18 protein-coding genes are annotated in these 17,259 nt (G+C 67.7%); 15 read left to right on the top strand and 3 right to left on the bottom strand.

Translation table 11 applies throughout. The features are described 5' to 3' along the window. Positions 1–45: 45 nt before the first annotated feature. From N4261_RS13740 to N4261_RS13685, 12 genes are all read left to right on the top strand, one after another. Positions 46–1,158 (top strand): helix-turn-helix domain-containing protein, encoded by a 1,113-nt coding sequence (locus tag N4261_RS13740; RefSeq protein WP_261755871.1) that lies wholly within the window; start codon positions 46–48, stop codon positions 1,156–1,158. 224 nt (positions 1,159–1,382) lie between these two features. Further along, positions 1,383–1,772 (top strand): hypothetical protein, encoded by a 390-nt coding sequence (locus N4261_RS13735; protein ID WP_261755870.1) that lies wholly within the window; start codon positions 1,383–1,385, stop codon positions 1,770–1,772. Between the two features lie 472 nt (positions 1,773–2,244). Continuing rightward, positions 2,245–2,931, top strand: coding sequence for a glycoside hydrolase domain-containing protein (locus N4261_RS13730; RefSeq protein WP_261755869.1), 687 nt, complete (start codon positions 2,245–2,247; stop codon positions 2,929–2,931). A 259-nt stretch (positions 2,932–3,190) separates the two neighbouring features. Next, on the top strand, positions 3,191–3,472 hold the full coding sequence (locus tag N4261_RS13725; RefSeq protein ID WP_261755868.1) for a RebB family R body protein: 282 nt from the start codon (positions 3,191–3,193) through the stop codon (positions 3,470–3,472). Between the two features lie 65 nt (positions 3,473–3,537). After that, positions 3,538–3,807 (top strand): RebB family R body protein, encoded by a 270-nt coding sequence (locus N4261_RS13720; RefSeq protein WP_261755867.1) that lies wholly within the window; start codon positions 3,538–3,540, stop codon positions 3,805–3,807. A 91-nt stretch (positions 3,808–3,898) separates the two neighbouring features. Then, positions 3,899–4,165 (top strand): RebB family R body protein, encoded by a 267-nt coding sequence (locus N4261_RS13715; RefSeq protein WP_261755866.1) that lies wholly within the window; start codon positions 3,899–3,901, stop codon positions 4,163–4,165. 236 nt (positions 4,166–4,401) lie between these two features. Beyond that, positions 4,402–4,668, top strand: coding sequence for a RebB family R body protein (locus N4261_RS13710; protein ID WP_261755865.1), 267 nt, complete (start codon positions 4,402–4,404; stop codon positions 4,666–4,668). 82 nt (positions 4,669–4,750) lie between these two features. Further along, the gene (locus N4261_RS13705) at positions 4,751–4,963 is read left to right on the top strand and encodes a RebB family R body protein (protein WP_261755864.1); all 213 of its coding nucleotides are present in this window, start codon (positions 4,751–4,753) and stop codon (positions 4,961–4,963) included. Further along, positions 4,960–5,493, top strand: a complete 534-nt coding sequence (locus N4261_RS13700) for a RebB family R body protein (protein WP_261755863.1) — start codon at positions 4,960–4,962, stop codon at positions 5,491–5,493. The genes N4261_RS13705 and N4261_RS13700 overlap by 4 nt, the downstream gene beginning before the upstream one ends. A 172-nt stretch (positions 5,494–5,665) precedes the next feature. Then, a complete protein-coding gene (locus N4261_RS13695) occupies positions 5,666–6,013 on the top strand; it encodes a hypothetical protein (protein WP_261755862.1) in 348 nt (115 codons plus the stop codon). A 40-nt stretch (positions 6,014–6,053) separates the two neighbouring features. Continuing rightward, on the top strand, positions 6,054–7,154 hold the full coding sequence (locus N4261_RS13690) for a hypothetical protein (protein ID WP_261755861.1): 1,101 nt from the start codon (positions 6,054–6,056) through the stop codon (positions 7,152–7,154). Then, a complete protein-coding gene (locus N4261_RS13685) occupies positions 7,151–7,636 on the top strand; it encodes a hypothetical protein (protein WP_261755860.1) in 486 nt (161 codons plus the stop codon). Before N4261_RS13690 ends, N4261_RS13685 begins: the two co-directional genes overlap by 4 nt. Before the next feature lie 171 nt (positions 7,637–7,807). Here the strand turns inward: N4261_RS13685 and N4261_RS13680 are convergent, their stop codons facing one another. Next, positions 7,808–9,550: an AraC family transcriptional regulator gene (locus N4261_RS13680; RefSeq protein ID WP_261755859.1), complete on the bottom strand. Its 1,743-nt coding sequence runs from the start codon at positions 9,548–9,550 to the stop codon at positions 7,808–7,810. Between the two features lie 454 nt (positions 9,551–10,004). Between N4261_RS13680 and N4261_RS13675 the strand changes: the two genes are divergently transcribed. Next, positions 10,005–11,045: a serine/threonine-protein kinase gene (locus N4261_RS13675; RefSeq protein ID WP_261755858.1), complete on the top strand. Its 1,041-nt coding sequence runs from the start codon at positions 10,005–10,007 to the stop codon at positions 11,043–11,045. Between the two features lie 44 nt (positions 11,046–11,089). Here N4261_RS13675 and N4261_RS13670 read toward each other — a convergent pair whose 3' ends face one another. Next, entirely contained in the window at positions 11,090–12,019 is a 930-nt protein-coding gene (locus N4261_RS13670) for an AraC family transcriptional regulator (RefSeq protein WP_261755857.1), read from the bottom strand. 91 nt (positions 12,020–12,110) lie between these two features. Between N4261_RS13670 and N4261_RS13665 the strand changes: the two genes are divergently transcribed. Continuing rightward, positions 12,111–12,881 carry an SDR family oxidoreductase gene (locus N4261_RS13665; RefSeq protein WP_261755856.1) on the top strand — a complete coding sequence of 257 codons (771 nt, stop codon included), beginning with the start codon at positions 12,111–12,113 and terminating at the stop codon, positions 12,879–12,881. A 276-nt stretch (positions 12,882–13,157) separates the two neighbouring features. Continuing rightward, positions 13,158–15,128 carry a PAS domain-containing hybrid sensor histidine kinase/response regulator gene (locus N4261_RS13660; RefSeq protein WP_261755855.1) on the top strand — a complete coding sequence of 657 codons (1,971 nt, stop codon included), beginning with the start codon at positions 13,158–13,160 and terminating at the stop codon, positions 15,126–15,128. Between the two features lie 21 nt (positions 15,129–15,149). Here the strand turns inward: N4261_RS13660 and N4261_RS13655 are convergent, their stop codons facing one another. Then, positions 15,150–16,763 (bottom strand): sigma 54-interacting transcriptional regulator, encoded by a 1,614-nt coding sequence (locus N4261_RS13655; RefSeq protein ID WP_261755854.1) that lies wholly within the window; start codon positions 16,761–16,763, stop codon positions 15,150–15,152. Positions 16,764–17,259: the final 496 nt, after the last annotated feature.

Below are 17,259 nucleotides of genomic sequence, written 5' to 3'. Positions count from 1 at the left end.
CCCGCGCAGCCGCCTTTTCCTCCTGGCTGCGCTCACCCAATGCAGATGGCAGCCGACGTTCTCACCACCACCGATGCAGCCAAGATGCTGGGCATTTCGGTCCGTACCGCCCAGCTCATGATCGAAAGCGGCAAGCTTCCGTCATGGAAGACCCCCGGAGGTCATCGCCGGGTCCTGCGGTCGGATGTCGAGGCCATTCTCCCGGACGGCCCTGTGCAACAGGGCTTGCGGTCGGCCAGGGTGCTCGTGGTGACCTCTGCCGAACGTCGCGAGGTGCTGGCGGCCAGGCTCGACGCCATGGCGCACATCGCCTTTGAATTCCGGACCGACACCTGGTCGGCGGCGACGGCCATGGGCGGCCGCGTGCCAGCCGCGGTGGTGGTGGACATCGTCGCGCTCAAGGACGATGCCGTCGGCCTGCTGCAGGCATTGGCGGAAGACGGCCGGCTGGCGGAGGCCGAACTCATCGCGTTGACCGCTTCGGGCAAGGCGAGCAAGGCGGGCGAGGCGAAGCTGCCGAGCCGCGTCCGCAAGTCGTCCCTGGAGCAGCTGAGTGGGTGGCTCAAGCCGCTGTCCGAGGATGCCCGTCCGCCTGAGGCGCTGTCTCATGCCGGATTCCCGATTGCGCCCAACGAGGCCAGTCGGCTTCAGGCGGTGAAGCGATCCCGCCTGGTGGACACGCCGCCGGAGTCGGCGTTCGATCGAATCACCTGGCTGGCGGCGAACGATCTGAAGATGCCGGTCGCCCTGATGACGCTGCTCACGGGCGAGCGCCAATGGTTCAAGTCCAGGCAAGGTCTGGCGATGCCCGACACGCCGCGGAGCTGGGCCTTCTGCAACCACACGCTCCTGCAGCGCGACGTGTTCGAGGTCAAGGACCTGTCCAAGCATCCCAGCTTCGCAGACAACCCGGCCGTGGCCTCGGCGCCTCACTTCCGCTTCTATGCGGGCAGTCCGATCCATGACGCGGACGGTTTCCCGCTGGGCTCGATCTGCGTCATCGATTACCGCCCGCGCCAGTTGGACGCCCGTCAGCGTCAGACCTTGAAGGAGCTGGCCGCCATCGCCTCTGACGCGGTGCTGCTGCGGCAGCTGCAAGCCGCCCCGACAGATCGCATGGCCACCCGCACCCACGAGCTGCGCAGCGCGCGCAACTGAAGCCGGCTCGGCCTGCCCGTGCGTCGACGGCGGTGGGCTCGTCTGACCTGACGCCCTGGGGGATGTGACGCCGATTCGCAGCAGGTCATCCATTCGCCTTCCGCGTTCGTATGTAGGTGATTCAATGAAGTCACTTCAGGAGCGCTCATGACCTTTCCATCGTCCTGCCTGTTGTTTTGCCATGATTCGTTCGTGGCAGGTCATCACCCGTCGGTGTCGTCCCGATGATCTCCAGGAAAACCCTCGCGCTGGGCCTCGCCGTGGCGTTCACAGGGGCGCTCGTGGCTGGTGAAGCCTATTGGCGAATGCAGCACTTTCCAGTCAACGGCCCGGTCGTCGGCCGTTGGCATGTGGCGCAAGTGCGTGCCCTGACCGAATCATCCCAGCTGCCCTACGGACAAGGGGTCTTCGTTCGACACCGCTTTGTCCCGCTGTGGCTCAACGCCTCCCTGGTGTTCGCAGGCTATTGCGAGACGCGCCCTTCCGTCGAGTGGAAGGAGGCGGGGCAACTGATCGTGAACTGCAAAGTCCGCGAAGGGCAGCCCGCACGGATGTTCCAGACGGGTGGCGTGGCCGTGACGCATCACAATGCCGCCAGCCAGGAGCGGCATTGACCGGCGAGTCGCCCAAGCCTTGAGTGCTGAATGGCGCGGTCTGCAATGGACGCGCCTGCCACGGCCTGCCACGGCCAGCGACGGCAAATGCGTGGCACCGACGGCGTCGGGTGCGGATGGATCGCATCAGATCGGCCGCATGCCATGCACCCGTCCGCCTTCGTCGTTGATTTCGCCGATCCGGTGGTCCGTCTCCTGCCTACGATGACGTCGAGTTCATCCCGACGCAGGGTTCCCCCTTGGCTGCCACCGTGTCGCTGCACCGCCTGGCCGATGCCGCAGCACGTCTCGTCAGTCCAGCCTTGGCGCCGCACGCGCCGCTGAAGCGCCCGACGCGCTAAAGCGTGGGGGCGGCCCATCGGCCCGCCGAAGCCGTGCGTCGGACGCCCTGGCTGTCTGGACCGCCCGTCCTTGCAGGCCCGGGCACGGCGCCGCAACCGTCTGCGGCACAGGCAACGATCGAAAGGCTCCCATGACCTACTTCGCAGGCATCGACACCGACCAATTCCCGGGCCTGGCCGCCCTGTCCTGGCTGAAGACCCAGACCCCGCTGGCCTGGTGTGCCTACTACCTGGCCCCCGCCCCCAGCCACGGCGATCGCAGCTGGTGCGGGCAGCGCGCCGCGCTGCTCGCGCAGGGCTGGGGCGTGCTGCCGGTGTTCCTGGGTCAGCAGACGGTCGGGCCGGGCTCGCACCAGGTCAACGGGCCGCAAGGCGCGGTCGACGGCAAGCTGGCCGTGCAGCTCGCCCAGAAGGAAGGCTTTTCCGCCGGCGCCACCGTCATCCTGGACTGGGAAGATGGCAGCGCCCCATCGCCCTCGGCGCTCGACTACATGCGCACCTGGATGCTGACCGTCTCGGCCGGCGGTTATCAACCGGGGCTCTACTGCTCCCATGTCCTCGCCCCCAGCCTGGTGGCCGCCGTGGCGCCGAACCCGCCGCTGCCCCCGCCGCCGGTCTGGGCCTGGCGCGTCAGCGAGACGGCCCCGCACCCCTTCGCCGGCGACCTCCGACAGCTCGATCCGATCGATCCCGGGCACTGCGGCTATCCCGACGCGGCCATCTGGCAGTTCGAGCAGAACGCCACCCTGTCCTTGCCCGGCACGCCCTGCGATGGGCTGTGTGTCGACCTCAGCTGGTCGCTCGAGTCGCAGCCTTGAGACGACGCCTAGAGACGAGGCCCTGACCCGCCGCCTTGACCCGCCAAAGCTGTGCGCGATCTCACCGCATCGTCGCCAAGCCTTCATCAGATTGGCCGCCTTCTCCATCAGCCACACCGCTCACACCGTCAGTCGCCTTCCTATCATTCATTCACGCCAACACCAGAGACCCACTCCGCCGATGTCTCCTGATGTTTGCTGACGTGTGCTGTTCGATCCACCGAAGGGACCCACGGTTCCATTACCTCAGGGAGTCAACATGGCCTTTCCCACTTCAGTCAACGACCAGATCACCGATTCGGTCACCCAGGCCAACACCAAGGTGTTGGGCGACGCCCCCGCCATCGCGATGGGCAACCTGTTCCAGGCCACCGCCCAGGCGCTGGCCAATGCGGCCCACAACGCCACCAATGCGCAGCAGCAGAGCTACGTCACCGCGCAGGCCGCCACCACCATGGGCGTGACCACGCTCTATTCGATCGACACCGCCTCCACCGGCGTCGCCACCAAGGACATCCTGACGACCAAGCCCTACGGTTGAGAGACCGGTCCGGCCCCAGGCTTCAGATCGTTCCGACCTAACCCCGTCACAGGAGCACCCGCACCATGGCATTTCCAACCGCCGTCAACAGTCAGATCACTGACTCGGTGACACAAGCCAACACCAAGGTCCTTGGCGACGCCCCCGCGATCGCAATGGGCAATCTGTTCCAGGCCACCGCTCAGGCGCTGGCCAATGCGGCCCACAACGCCACCAATGCGCAGCAGCAGAGCTACGTCACCGCGCAAGCGGCCACCACCATGGGCGTGGCCACGCTGTACTCGATCGATACCGCCTCGACCGGCATCGCCACCAAGACCATCCTGGGCAGCTGACCGGCCGGCCTGATCGACGGCCTGATCGACGGCCGCCAACCGCCGATCCCCCATCGCCCCATCCCACCGCTCACAGCAAGGAGTCCGGCACATGGCATTCCCCACCTCCGTCAACAGCCAGATCACCGACTCTGCGACGCAGGCCAACGTGCAGGTGCTTGGAACCTCGCCGGCCATCGCCATGGGCAACCTCTACCAGGCCACTGCCCAGGCCCTGGCCAACGCGGCTCACAACGCCACGATGGCCCAGCAACAGATGTATGTCACGGCGCAAGCCGCGACCACCATGGGCGTGACGCTGCTGTATTCGATCGATACCAGCGCCACCGGCGCAGCCACCAAGAAGATCCTCGGCTGAGCCCAGCCGCGCCAGGCGCGTCCTGGGAAGCGCTGAATCACGCATCGCCCCGGCTGCGACCCGGTGCGCTGGCCTGCCTTTGCCCGGAGCTGCGCCCGGGTGGGACCGGTCTTCGCGCGGCACTCGCCGATCCATGCCGCGACCGTCGGTGAGCGTGAGACAGCGCCTCTGGACGAACGTCCCGTCGCACCGCCGTCTGCATTTGATTTCTTCATCAACCGCAAGGAGCATTCACCATGGCATTTCCGACCGCAGTCAACAGCCAGATCACCGATTCGATCTCGCAGGTCAACACCAAGGTGCTGGGCGATTCGCCCGCCATCGCGATGGGAAACCTGTTCGTCGCCACCAGCCAGGCGCTCTCGAACGCCGCGCACAACGCGACGAACAACCAGCAGCAGTCCTACGTCACCATGCAGGCGTCGACCACGCAGGGCGTGAGCACCTTGCTGGCGATCGACACCGCCTCGACCGGCAAGGCCACGGCGGCCATCTACGCCTGATCCAGGCGCAGCGGCCCTGCCCATGCCTCGGTCATGACCTGCACATCGGTCATGGTTCCCTAGCGTGGGCAGGAGCCGCTGATTGAACCTTCTGCCTGCCATCGCCGCCGGGGATGCGCTGGCCATCGGTCAGGCCCCGGCCATCGCCATGGGCATGACCTATGTCGTGATGGCGGACAGCATCGGCCTGGCGATGGAAAACGCCGTGGCCAACCAGCAGCGCGGCCAGGTCCTGGCGAACGCCGCACTGGCCCAGGTACTCGCCATGATTCTCGCCAAGGGAGCTTCCTCATGATCGATGACAGCACCGTCAACAGCCAGATCGTCGACGCGGTCAGCACCGCCGTGACGCTCTCGACGGCTCAGGCGCCGTCCCAGTCCCAGGGCATGATCGACGCCGTGCTGCTCGAAACCCTGGGCATGGCGATGTACAACGCCGTGAACCGGCAGCAAAGCGCCAGCATGATCAGCTCGGCCGCGGTCACCTCGGCCTGCGCCCGCATCCTGGCCATGCAGACACCGCCCCCGCCGCCGCCGGCCCCGCCACCGCCTCCGTCGGTGAACCCGTTGCCCGGCCCCGCAGCGCCGGCCGCGGCGATCGCTGCGGCCTTGGCCGACGGACAGGCCGCGGTGCAGGCGCTGCAGGCCCAGTCGACCGGTTCCACCCAACTGGCCAGCCAGGCAAAGGCGGACCTGCAGGCACTGGCCGCCGCTGCGACGGCGGCTGCGGCGCCGCCTCCCGCGCCTCCCGCACCCACAGCGCCGACTGCACCACCCGCGCCACCGGCATCGTCGTCGTCCTCTTCGTCAGTGGCGCCGGCTTAGTCGGTGACCTGTTCGTCTTCGTTGTACTCGCGGGCCCGTCGTCCCTCACCTCTGTGACCTCGCCGCATTCCACGGCCCTTCGTTCCAGGTCATCATTGATCCGCCGGAGATCCGTGATCGGCGAATGACGACGAGGATGAGTCACCCGCCTGCCGCTTACCCAGGAGTTCCCATGGATCCCACCCAGGTCAACGCCCAGATCATCGATGTCATCAACCAGTCGCAACTGGCCACGATGAGTCCGCAGGTTGTGATGACCAGCGGTGCCGGCAAAGCCTACCAATCTGTGGCGCAGTCGTCGGCGATCGCGGTGCAGGATGCGGCAGACGCCTTGCGCAACATCTCCACCATCGCTACGACCGCAGCGGGTGTGGCGATGGCGCAGTACCTCGCCACCGGAGAAGACCGCTACAAGGATGCGCTGACCGCGGCCCAGCAGCTGATGCAAAGCGCCACCACCGACTTCTCCAACATCGGTACCGCCGCTGCCAACGTCTTGAAGGGCTTCCCGGCGGGTTGATCCCGCCGCCGAGCACCCCTCTCACCTCAGGAGCCCTCTCATGCCAGTCTCAGTTGCCGGGCGGCCCATCCAGCAGCCGGGCGCGCTCTCCGAGCTGGGCCGACTGTCGTTGGCCTTTGTCGATGGCGGCCCCGAATGGCTGCAGTGGGCCGCCGCCACCCCCTCGGTGCGCTATGACTTCCCCGATGAATCCACCCTGCTGGCCCAGGTTCAACTGGGCCTGCACGGGTCGCCGCTGGCGCTCTTGCCGAACCTGGCGCTGATGGTGAGTCCCATCAAACTGATGAGCCTGGGCCACACCGATCTGCTGGTGCTGGCCAAGGCCGAGGGCGGCAATGACAGCCCGCTGCTGTCCACCCAGGTCACCCGCATCCTCGACGATCAACAGCTGCTCACCCAGGTCGATCTCATGGCGCCGCAGACCTGGCTGAAAGACCTGGGGGTGGACGGCGCGCCGGTGCTCCAGGCGAATGACCTGGGCGACCGGATCGCATTGGTCCGGCTGATGCGAGACCCCTTGCTGGCGGCCAGCGTCGGCAGCGAGGCCGGGGACCTGACCCAGGAGGCCGCGACCTTCGCGGTCCAGCAGGCCCGCACGCCGCAGGAGTTTGCCGACTACCTGCGTTTCTATCTGGCCCTGGTGACCAAGGCCGGCGCGCCCAGCCAGGGCCCGTCCCAGCGATTGGACCGGGTCACCCAGGCGATGCGCACCCTGCTGCCGCTGTTCTTCGGCGCGCTTGACTGTCCGCAGGTCAGCGGCCTGCCGTCGCCGGAGGAGGTGGGTCGTGCCGTGGCCGCCTGGCTCTCCAGCGGCAAGCAGGTCGGCTTCTCACGCCTGTCCGAGGCGGTGCTGCAGGTCGCCTTGAACACCCGTTTCCTGAACGAGACCGGCACCGATGCGCGGCAACTGGTGGAGGTCTACCTGAATGCCGCCCAGGGCCTGTTGGGGGCGGTGAAGATCCGCAATGGCCTGCTGGGCCAGGACGGCAGCACCTGTGTCTTTGATGTGCAGTCCAGTGACCAGCAGGCGGAGCTGCAACTCAGCGCCAACGGCATCATTTCCCTGCGCGAATTCGGTCTGCTCAATGCGGCCAAGCCCGCGCCCGTGTCGGATCCCTCAACCACGGAGTCCACCTCATGAACGACGAACTGCTCTCCTCGACGGCGGCGGATGCCGATGCAGCGTCCACGGCCCCCCCGGCGTCCGCAGCGTCCACGGCGCTCGTGACGCCGGCCCCGGCCGTTGCTGCGGTGCCCGCTGTCGCTGCGGCTGCAGCCGGAGCGGTCACCCCAGATTCGGTCGCAGCGGCCCTGGCTGCTGCCCAGAGCGCGACCGAGGCCGCCGTGCATGCAGCCCGGGACCAGTCGGAGGCGGCGAGCGCTGCGGTCGAACAGGCGCTGCGTGCGGCATCGGAAGCCATTGCCGGCGCGGATGGCGTCGTCGACGTGAACCAAGCGGTGAGAGCCGCCGTGGCGCAGGCGGACGCCGCCTTGGCCGCCACCGAAGCCGCCATCGCACAGAGCATCCATCAAGCCATGCAGGCGCAGGTGGAAGCCGTCGCTGCCGCGCAGCAGCAGGCGATGCAGGCGATGGATGCGGCCGTCAAGGGCACCGGCGGCTGAAGGCCTCGGGCGAGGCCCGGGCGGTCGCTGCAGGCGGACCGGCCCGTCCAATCGGCCCGTCCGGTCGCTGGACGCTTGGCGGGCGTGCAAGGCGCCGAGGCATTGATCGCCCGAAGCCAAATGCCGCGGAGGTGTTGCCGGGAGGTGCCCTTGAGGCACCCGCAAGGCTCCTCAAGGCGGGGTCGACATCGCCCGTCGATAGTCCCGGGCGCTCTGTCCCACGGCGCGACGGAAGCAGCGTTCGAAATGGCTGAGGTCGGCAAAGCCGGCGCGCATGGCCACTTCGGTGATGCGCAGCGGCGAGTCCCGCAGCAATTGCTGGGCCGTGTGGATGCGCAGGCACAGCAGGAAGGATTTGAAGCTCAGGCCCAGGCTGTTCCGGAACAGGAAGGTCAGGTGCGAGGCGCTGACATGCGCATGCTCCGACAGCTCGGTCAGCGAGACCGGCTCCGCATAGTGGTCCGAGAGGAACAGCAGCGCCCGCCGCAGGCCGGCATGCAGCGTGTCCAGGATGCGGTGCTGACGTTCCAGCACGATGCTCACCCAGTGCGCGGCGGACCGCGGCGCTGCAGTCGGCCCGGACCCGCCGGATGGACTGAGCGGCCTCAGCGGACCACCGACAGGTCCCTCGGCAGGTTCGCCCGTCGGCGCCGCCTGATCGGAGGGCTCCGGGTGCGCGGAAGCGATCTGCACCGTCTGCCAACCCGCAGCCTTGGCGCCCGGCGCGGTGCCCTTGATCGTGCCCTCGCTCGTGCCTGCGGCCGGGCCCAGCAGCCACGGCGCGTGGCGCGCCACATCGTCCGGACCGATCACCGGTCCATCCGCCAAGGTGGCCAACTGCGCCACCGTGCGCGCCAGTTCCGACAGGTTCTCCGGCCAGTCATACGTCTGGCAGGCCTGCAGCAGCGCCGGATCCACGCTTGCGCCGCAGGCGGGATCGAGCCGATCCAGCGTGGCCTCGATCAGGAATCGAAGATCCGATCGCCGCTCACGCACCGCCGGAATCTCGGCCGAGAGCACATCCAGTTCCGCGCGCAGGGCCCGCAGCACCCGCGGTGCGCCGGGCTCGCGCAGATCGGCCGTGGTGCAGGCCATCAGGCGGACGCTGGCGGCGCCCTCCTGCGGCGTCTCATCGGTGGTGTGCGGGCGGGACAGGCTCAGCCATCGTCCAAGCAAGTCCAGCTGCAGGGGCATCGGCAGCTCGTCGATGCCATTGAGGAACAGGGTGCCGCCCTGGGCGCGGCGCAGCCAGGCCTCCGGACCCTCCAGCGGATGGGCGCAATGCACCTCCACCCACGGCCCCGACCGACGTCGGCTGCCCACATGGATCGCCGCCGCCGCCCATGATTTCTCGGTTCCGAACTCGCCGCTCAGCAGCACAGGCAGATCGCTGCCCGCCGCCCGCTCGACAAACTGCTCGAATCGGAACAACGCCGCGCTGACGCCGATGAGCAGGTTCGTGGCGCGAGCTCTCGGTCGGCACCAGTCCTGAACCCGATGGCGGTGAATGAGGCGGGCCAGCCGGGCGCACAGATGGGCGCGTCCCGCCGCCGGCATCGGTGAGGCGTCCAGACCGGATTGCCAGTGCAGCGAGAGCTGGCCGATGCAAACGCCGGCATAGGTCAGCGGCGCGACGTCCTGCACGCCGGCGTGGGGTGAAGCCGCTGTCCCGCCGTCGATGCCCGGGTCGGGCGTGGCGCCAAGGCTGTCAAGTTCGAGGCCGCCTGCCGACCGCCTCAAGCGGAAGCCCCCGACCTCCAGTGTGGCGACGCCCAGCGCCTGCAGCGGCAGGTGATGCATCAGGCTGGCGGCGAGTTCGCTCAGCATCGTCGACAGACTGCGCGTCGGCCGATAGGCCCGTTGGAGCCAGGCATCGATCTGGGTGGGGGTCAGGACATCGTCGTCATGCGTCATGGCTGCTCAATGAATCCGTCTCGGATATTTCGACTCCATAGACAAGATGCATGCCAGCCTGATTTCAGAGGTTTGGCGCTTCAGTTTCGTCAAATTCGGTCCGAAACTGTCAAACCCGATGGGTTCTGGAGCGCGGTTTGACAGCCTGAACTGTCAAACGCGTGGAGGACGGCGGGCCGGCTTCGCGGTGTTCGGCGAGTCGGCGATCTGGGCGTCTGTTGCTGGACTTGCTGGAGGTGACCATTCCATGCCGCGATTGACAGCCGAAGCCGAGCGGTCGCCCCCTTCCTCGGGCGACCTGTGGGGAGGCGTCGCTGCCCTCGACGTGGCGCCCGCCCCGACCCGGACAGGCGACGTCGGGGCATCTGAAACGCCGTCTGCATCCGCATCCGCATCCGCATCTGCATCTGCGCCGTGGCCCAGGTCGGTGGCGCACTACCTCATCGAGGGTCCCTTGGGCCGTGGGGGTCAGGGCGAGGTCTTCGCAGCGTGGGACACCGTCCTGCTGCGCCCCGTCGCGCTGAAGCGGCTGCGGGCGAGCGCGGAGGCGCAGCAGAACGCCCATCTCGTGGAGGCGCGGCGGTCGGCCGGGCTGCGGCACGCCGCGTTTGTGCGTGTTCATGGGGTGGTGAGCGAGGCCGCCAGCCATTGGATCGTCATGGAGCGGGTGTTCGGACGGGAAATGGCCGAGGTGCTGCGGGAGGGTCCGTTGTCGGTCGAGCAGGCGTCAAGCGTCATGGCGCAGGCCGCCGGTGCCTTGGCAGAGGTCCATGACGCGGGCGTGGTGCATGGGGACATCAAGCCGGCCAACCTGATGCTGCAGGAGAACGGTCAGCTTCGCATCGTCGACTTCGGCATCGCCCAGCGCTTCGACCCGCTGACCACCTGCGACGAGGCGCTGCCGCATCAACAGACACCGGGCACCCTGGCCTATCTGGCGCCGGAGCGGCTGCTGGGCTGCCCGCCCTGCCCGGCCTCCGAGATCTTCACCTTGGGCGCCGTGTTCCTGGAGGCGATCGGCGGTCGCCGCCCCGGCGCGGACGGGGCGGGTCCGGGTCATGTCGCCGCGTTGCTGTCCGGCAGCGATGGCTGGTGGTTCCCGCCGGAAGTACCCGCACCGGTGGCCCAGTTGATTCGCGCCATGGGGGCACGCGATCCGGCGCAGCGGCCGCCGGATCTGATGACCTTGTCGAACTGGCTGAGCGGCCTGGAGGCGGCGCCGCTGCGGCGTCCGACGTCGACCGCCTGGCAAGACCTGGCGCCGCGGCCATCGGTGATCGATCGGCTGAAATCGGCTCGGATGGAAACGGTGTTGCTGGTCGGGTTGATGATCGGTGCCGTGCTGGGCGTGATCCCGGGTGTGATGCTGGGATGGATCGCGGGCGAATCGCCGAGGGCCCATGTGCGCCTTGATGACCGGGAGGGTCTGCCGGGCACAGTGGGCACGGAGCGGGCAAGTCTGGCGAAATGCGTGTTGCGACCTGGGCCGATCTGACGGGCGCGCTGGCGCATGCAGCACCGCGCAGCATCGCGCCGGCGTCATGCGGGCCGGAGCTCACCCTCTTCCCTGGCGTAGCGCCCCGGCGGCATGCCGACATGCCGGGTGAAGGCCACACCAAAGGTGCTGACCGAGCTGTAGCCGACGCGCTCGGCAATGTCGGCCATCGTGGCGTTGGGCTGGCGAAGCAGTTGCTTGGCCAAGGCCATGCGCCAGGCCAGCAGGTAGGTCATGGGGGCCATGCCCACGGCGTCGCTGAACCGTTGGAAGAAGGCGGAGCGCGACATCGCCGCCTCGCTCGCCAGTTGCGCCATCGTCCAGGGCATGGACGGTTGCTGGTGCATGCGGCGCAACGCCAGTGCCAGTCGGGGATCGGACAGACCGCGAACGAGGCTGGCGGAGGTCGATGCGCTGGCCGTCGACCGCAGCGCTTCGATGAGCAGGACTTCCAACAGCCGCGCCATGACGATGTCACGCGCCGGCCGGTCGCTGCGGGACTCGTCTCCCACCAGTTGCACCAGCGTGGACAGGCGCGGTTCGCCTTGCACATGGATCCAGCCCGGCAGCAGCGACACCAGCAGCGCGGCATCGGACGAGGCAAACACGCAGTGGCCCACCAGCATGCGGGTGGTGACCGGACGCGCCGGATCGCCCACCCGCGCGCCGTCGGGCACAGGCGCAATGACCGTGTCAACCGGCTCATCGTCCCCCGGCGGCTGCCGATCGAGGCTGGAGGTGGAAAACGCGCGCGCAGATGGGATCAGCGCGAAGTCGCCCTCGTTCAGCGTGAGGGTCTCGCTGCCCGAGGGACTGTCGATCCGAAGGCGGCAACCGCCCTCCAGCACCGCGAAGTAGAAGGGACGACCCGTTTCCGATCGCCGCACTGCCCACGGCGCCGACGCGACCACCCGCTTGGAGAACGGCGCACTCGGCTGCAGCAGCGAAACGACCTCGGCCAACGGATCGATCATTTGGACTCATTCGACAAAGAAATAGACGTTCAAGTGTAGTGAGTCCGAGCCGCGCCGCCTATCGTGGCGGCCTCACTTCAAGGAAGTCTTCATGTCGTCCACGCCTACTGTCCTCATCACCGGCTGTTCCTCCGGCTTCGGCCTTGACACGGCGCGCTTGTTCCTCGACCGCGGCTGGCGGGTCATCGCGACTTTGCGGAATCCGCAGGTCAGCGTGCTGCCCGCCACCGACCTGTTGCGGGTGCTGCCGCTGGACGTGACGGACGCCCACAGCATCCAGCGCTGCGTGGCCGAGGCCGGCCCCATCGACGCGCTGGTCAACAACGCGGGCATCGGATTGCTGGCCCCGCTGGAAGGTGTCTCGATGGCCACTGCGCGCGAGGTCTTCGACACCAACGTCATGGGCACGATCGCGATGACGCAGGCCGTCCTGCCGCAACTGCGCGAACGCGGCGCCGGCGTGGTGGTGAACGTGACCTCCAGCGTCACGCTCAAGCCCTTGCCGCTCTTGTCGGTCTACACCGGCAGCAAGGCTGCGGTCAATGCATTCACCGAATCGCTCGCCCTGGAATTGGCCCCGTTCGGCGTGCGTGCCCGACTGGTGTTGCCCGGCCGCGCGCCAAGCACGAGTTTCGGCGCCAATGCCCGGCGCCTGGTCGAGCGCAGCGGTCATCCAGCGTATGCTGATTACACACAGCACGTGTTCGGGGTCATGCGCGACGGTCACGGGCCGGTGACTCAGGCCTTGGATGTGGCCGAGGCGGTCTGGCGAGCGGTGACGGATCCGACCGCGCCGATGCGGATTCCGGCCGGGGAGGATGCAGTCGCGCTGTCGCAGGAGGGCCCGAACGCCTCCGCGTGAGGCCGCATGGCAGGCGAGTCGATCCCGCGGGCCGTGTTCAAGTCAACGGCCCGCTTCCGAGGCCACGAGGCCACGAGGCCACCCAGAACCGTGACGTAGACGGCCTCAAAACGAGCTGTCGCGGCGGCGTGTGCTCGCATAAACTGGCTGATACCGATTGCGGGCGCGTCGAAGGGAGGTTTGGCGTGCCGGGGATTGACGGCCTGGGAGGGCCATCGATCCGTGCAGTCCAGGCGGTCGTCCAACCGCGCATCGAAATGGTCGAGAAAGTGAACCATGCATTTGCCCAAGGACGCCTGGTATCGCATGCTCTTCGTGCACTCGCTCGACGGCATTCTCCTGTCGCGCCCCTCGGGACAGATCCTGACCGCCAATCCCGCCGCGTGCACCATCCTCGGCTATGCCGAAGACGAAATCGGACTGTTGCATCGCAATGATGTGGTGGCACCCGATCACGTCCGAATGGCGGAAGCGCTGACCCAGCGGGGCCTCAACGGCCAATGGCGCGGCGCGCTCGACTTCCTGCGCAAGGACGGCTCGACCGTTCCGGTCGACGTCTCCAGCGAAGCCTTCGCCGGGGTCGACGACCAACTCCTGCACTGCCTGATCTTTCGGGACCTGTCGGCCCAGCAGCAAGCCAACGCCGCCTTGCGAGAAAGCGAGAACCGCTACCGCACCGCTTTCATGACGAGCCCGGATGCCATCACCATCACCGACTTGAAAGACGGCAAATACCTCGACATCAACGAGGGCTTCACACGCATCTTCGGCTGGCGTCGAGTGGAGGCCGTGGGTCGCACTGCACTCGAACTGAAGATCTGGGCGGACCTCGCCGACAGAGCGCAGTTCATCCATCAATTCACCTTGGAACGGGAGTGCATCAACTTCGAAGCGCGCTTTCTCAATCGGCACGGGGAACCGGTCACGGGGCTCGTGTCGTCTCGGGCGATTGCATTCGGTGGTCAGTCCTGCCTCCTGACCGTCACGCGCGATGTGAGCGAGCGCAAGCGCGCGGAGGTCGAGCTCGATCACTACCGCCATCATCTGGAAGAGCTGGTCGAAGCCCGCACGCGCGAGGTGGAAACCGCACGCGATGTGGCGCAGAGGGCCAACCAGGCCAAGAGTGTCTTCCTGGCCAACATGAGCCATGAGATCCGGACACCGCTGAATGCGATCCTGGGCTACGCCCGATTGCTGCAACGCTCGGTGGCGTCTGACCTTCAGCGCGAGCAGATTGAGCGGGTCCGATCGGCCGGCGATCACCTGCTGATGATCGTCAATGACGTGCTGGACTTTTCGAAGATCGAGGCCGGAGAGCTCCAGTTGGAGTGCATCGGATTCGAGCCGGCCGCCTTGATGGAAGGCGTTCGGGCGCTGATTCTGAACCAGGCCACGACCAAGGGGCTGACGGTGTCGGTGGAGCTCCATGACGTCCCGGCCACGCTGTTCGGCGATCCCACGCGCCTGCGGCAGGCGATCCTGAATCTGGCGTCGAATGCCGTGAAGTTCACCGAGCGGGGATCGGTCACATTGCGTGCACACGGGGTGGAGGCAGAGGACCGATGCCTATTGATCCGCTTCGAGGTGAGCGACACCGGCATCGGCATTGACCCCGCCAAAGTCGGCCAGCTGTTCGAACCCTTTCACCAGCTCGATGCGTCGACCACGCGGCTGCACGGCGGCACCGGCCTGGGCCTGGCCATCACCCGACGTCTCGCGCGGATGATGGGCGGTGATGCCGGGGTCGAGAGCGCCTGGGGACGAGGCAGTGCCTTTTGGTTCACAGCCCGGTGTGAGTTGGGGACGCACAGCGCCGCATCGGCGGGTGAGGTGCCGCCGGCCGCCTTGGATCTGGAGCAGGTCAGAGGCCAACTGAGCGGCAAGCGCATCCTGGTCGCCGAGGACAACCCGGTCAATCAGGAGCTGATCCGCACCTTGCTGGAGGATGTCGGTCTGGTGGTGGACATGGCCGAGGATGGGCAGCAGGCGGTCGACAGGGCCGACGCCCCGGTGGCGCTGATCTTCATGGACATGCAGATGCCCTTGATGGACGGGCTTGCTGCGACACGGTTGATCCGGCAGATCGCCGCCCGAAAGGACACCCCGATCGTGGCGATGACGGCCAATGCATTCGATACCGACCGCCAGCGCTGCATGGACGCCGGGATGAATGATTTCCTCACCAAGCCGGTGGATCCGGATCAGTTGTATGGACTGCTGCTGCAGTGGCTGAGCGTGGGGCATTGATCGCCTCGGATCTGCCCCGCCTCACACCCCCTGCAACAGCCCCAGCGACCGCAACCGCCGCCGCAGCCCTTGCTTGGGCACCTTCAACGCCGTGGCGCACGCCTCCAACGGCTTCGCCTGACCCACGCCCTGCGAGTACGCCGCACGCAACTCCGGCTCCGGCACCTCGGTGGCATCGCGAATGGCGCTGCTGCGCTGGATCAGGGCGTACAGGCTCGGACGGGAGATGCACAACGCACGCGCCGCGCGTTGGACACACCAGCCATGCCGATCCAACGCGGCCACCACCTGGTCCTCGGACAGTGCCGCCGGCGGGATGCGCGCGCGATCGGCGGCCGCTTCGCTCGACCCTGTGGTCGTCGGGGCGCGATCAGCCGCGTCCGTTTCCATGGCGGTCAAGGCGTCCCGCACGCCGGCCGGCACGCCCTGCCGCGACGTCGTCGCCGCCCCGGGCGACCCGGGCGCCATCGCAAAGCTCAGATCCACCGCCTCCCCTGCCGCCACCTGCATGGCGGCGCGTCGCAAGACCTGCCCCATCTGACGGACATTGCCTGGCCAGTCGCAGATGAAGGCGGTGGTGAGGAAGGACCATCCCAACCGGCTCGCGATCGCCGCCTGCGGCTCCGGCAGGAGATGCATCAGCAGCACGCCCAGATCTTCCCGACGTTCCCGCAGCGGCGGAATCCGCAAGGTGTAGGCCTCCAGACGCCGCAGCAGCGGCTGGTTGAATTCGCCGCTGCCCAAGGCGCGGTCGGTCGCCGCGATGATCCGTGCGCGCGAGCGCTCGATGTGGATCGCGCCCAGCGGCCGGTACTCGCCGGCATCCAGCACCCGCAGCAGCATCGGCTGCACCGACGGCGGCGTGTCGCCCACTTCATCCAGGAACAGGCTGCCCTCGCCCGCCGCCGCGAACAGGCCACGTCGCGCCGTCTGCGCCCCGGTATAGGCGCCGCGACTGGCGCCGAACAGCTCGGTCGCCGCCGTGTGCTCGCCCAGCGTGGCCATGTTGATGGCGACAAACGGCCCGCCGCCGGCCGGACTCAGGCCATGGATCGCATTCGCCGCCAGTTCCTTGCCGCTGCCGCTCTCCGCCAGCAGCAGCACGGGCAGGCGCGTCGGCGCCACCTGACGGATCTGCTCCCGCACGCGGATCATGCCGCTGCTCACGCCCACCAGGCCGGAGGGCGCCTCCCGGCGCGGCAGCCGGTCCGAGCGATGCAGGCACAGCAGCACCGTGCCGCCCAGGCCCAGGACCGTGCCACGGGCCAGCCGATCCGCCGTCAGACGAAGCCGCGCGCCGGCTGTGTCGTCGGGCAGCAGCGAGGAACCCGGCTCGGAAGGGACGCCGATGCCGTCTCGGCCCTCGATGCCGCCCATCGGCACGCCATCCACCTCGATGCGCATGCGCTGCTGGGCGCTGAACAGGGTGACGGCGCCATCGTCATGGCGCCGCAGCCGCAGCCCCTGGCGACTGATCACCTGCAGGCCCAGCGGCGAACCGCTGACCGAGCCCGGCGCGCAGAACGCCGGCTCGAAGCGCTGCAGGCGCCAGTCGACTGCGTCCGCCGGCCAGAAGGCCTGATGGCCGATCTGGCGGACATCCGGGTGCCACAGCACCGTCAGGACCAGGCTCATGAAACCGGACGCCGTCAGGTCGGGCCCGGGTGAAGTCAATGTCGCGTCCGCAGCCTGCATCTCGGTTCTCCCTCAACGATCCGCTTCTTCGAGCGGTGAACGAGTGGCGTCCGCGTGCATCTTGCGCCCGACGGACGCCTGATGTCTTGTCAGGTCTTACAGATTGACGCTGCGAGCCGCGTCGCCCTCCCTGGCCCATGCCAGGACAGCAACCTTGCGATTCGCCTCAATCGCGGCCCCCCCCCGATAGGGTGACCGCCGAAGTCAGTCTGATGACTTGCAGCCAACTTCCGCTGACTTATTGGCCGCAGCCAAAGGTACAACGCGCCGCTGATTTCCCTCACCCTGCAAGCAGAAACTCGCGGCGTAGCCAAATGTCGGATCGCTGGGGTCTGAGGGGCTGACAGTCATGGAAACGAGATAGAGCTGGCCTGACCTCAAAGCACTGGCGGGTTCTGCCGTTGCGCCCTCAAGCGGTCGGCCGTATACGACGCAT

The sequence above is a fragment of the Roseateles amylovorans genome (assembly GCF_025398155.2).
GTDB lineage: Bacteria > Pseudomonadota > Gammaproteobacteria > Burkholderiales > Burkholderiaceae_C > Roseateles > Roseateles amylovorans.
The sequence above is the reverse complement of the archived record's forward strand: the minus strand, read 5'-3'. Positions and strand labels throughout refer to the sequence as shown.

Excerpts from the sequence above, each read along its gene's own strand:
- N4261_RS13740 (WP_261755871.1), top strand. The coding sequence starts at position 46 with ATGGCAGCCGACGTTCTCACCACCACCGATGCAGCCAAGATGCTGGGC.
- N4261_RS13735 (WP_261755870.1), top strand. The coding sequence starts at position 1,383 with ATGATCTCCAGGAAAACCCTCGCGCTGGGCCTCGCCGTGGCGTTCACA.
- N4261_RS13730 (WP_261755869.1), top strand. The coding sequence starts at position 2,245 with ATGACCTACTTCGCAGGCATCGACACCGACCAATTCCCGGGCCTGGCC.
- N4261_RS13725 (WP_261755868.1), top strand. The coding sequence starts at position 3,191 with ATGGCCTTTCCCACTTCAGTCAACGACCAGATCACCGATTCGGTCACC.
- N4261_RS13720 (WP_261755867.1), top strand. The coding sequence starts at position 3,538 with ATGGCATTTCCAACCGCCGTCAACAGTCAGATCACTGACTCGGTGACA.
- N4261_RS13715 (WP_261755866.1), top strand. The coding sequence starts at position 3,899 with ATGGCATTCCCCACCTCCGTCAACAGCCAGATCACCGACTCTGCGACG.
- N4261_RS13710 (WP_261755865.1), top strand. The coding sequence starts at position 4,402 with ATGGCATTTCCGACCGCAGTCAACAGCCAGATCACCGATTCGATCTCG.
- N4261_RS13700 (WP_261755863.1), top strand. The coding sequence starts at position 4,960 with ATGATCGATGACAGCACCGTCAACAGCCAGATCGTCGACGCGGTCAGC.
- N4261_RS13695 (WP_261755862.1), top strand. The coding sequence starts at position 5,666 with ATGGATCCCACCCAGGTCAACGCCCAGATCATCGATGTCATCAACCAG.
- N4261_RS13690 (WP_261755861.1), top strand. The coding sequence starts at position 6,054 with ATGCCAGTCTCAGTTGCCGGGCGGCCCATCCAGCAGCCGGGCGCGCTC.
- N4261_RS13685 (WP_261755860.1), top strand. The coding sequence starts at position 7,151 with ATGAACGACGAACTGCTCTCCTCGACGGCGGCGGATGCCGATGCAGCG.
- N4261_RS13680 (WP_261755859.1), bottom strand. The coding sequence starts at position 9,550 with ATGACGCATGACGACGATGTCCTGACCCCCACCCAGATCGATGCCTGG.
- N4261_RS13670 (WP_261755857.1), bottom strand. The coding sequence starts at position 12,019 with ATGATCGATCCGTTGGCCGAGGTCGTTTCGCTGCTGCAGCCGAGTGCG.
- N4261_RS13665 (WP_261755856.1), top strand. The coding sequence starts at position 12,111 with ATGTCGTCCACGCCTACTGTCCTCATCACCGGCTGTTCCTCCGGCTTC.
- N4261_RS13660 (WP_261755855.1), top strand. The coding sequence starts at position 13,158 with ATGCATTTGCCCAAGGACGCCTGGTATCGCATGCTCTTCGTGCACTCG.
- N4261_RS13655 (WP_261755854.1), bottom strand. The coding sequence starts at position 16,763 with ATGAGCCTGGTCCTGACGGTGCTGTGGCACCCGGATGTCCGCCAGATC.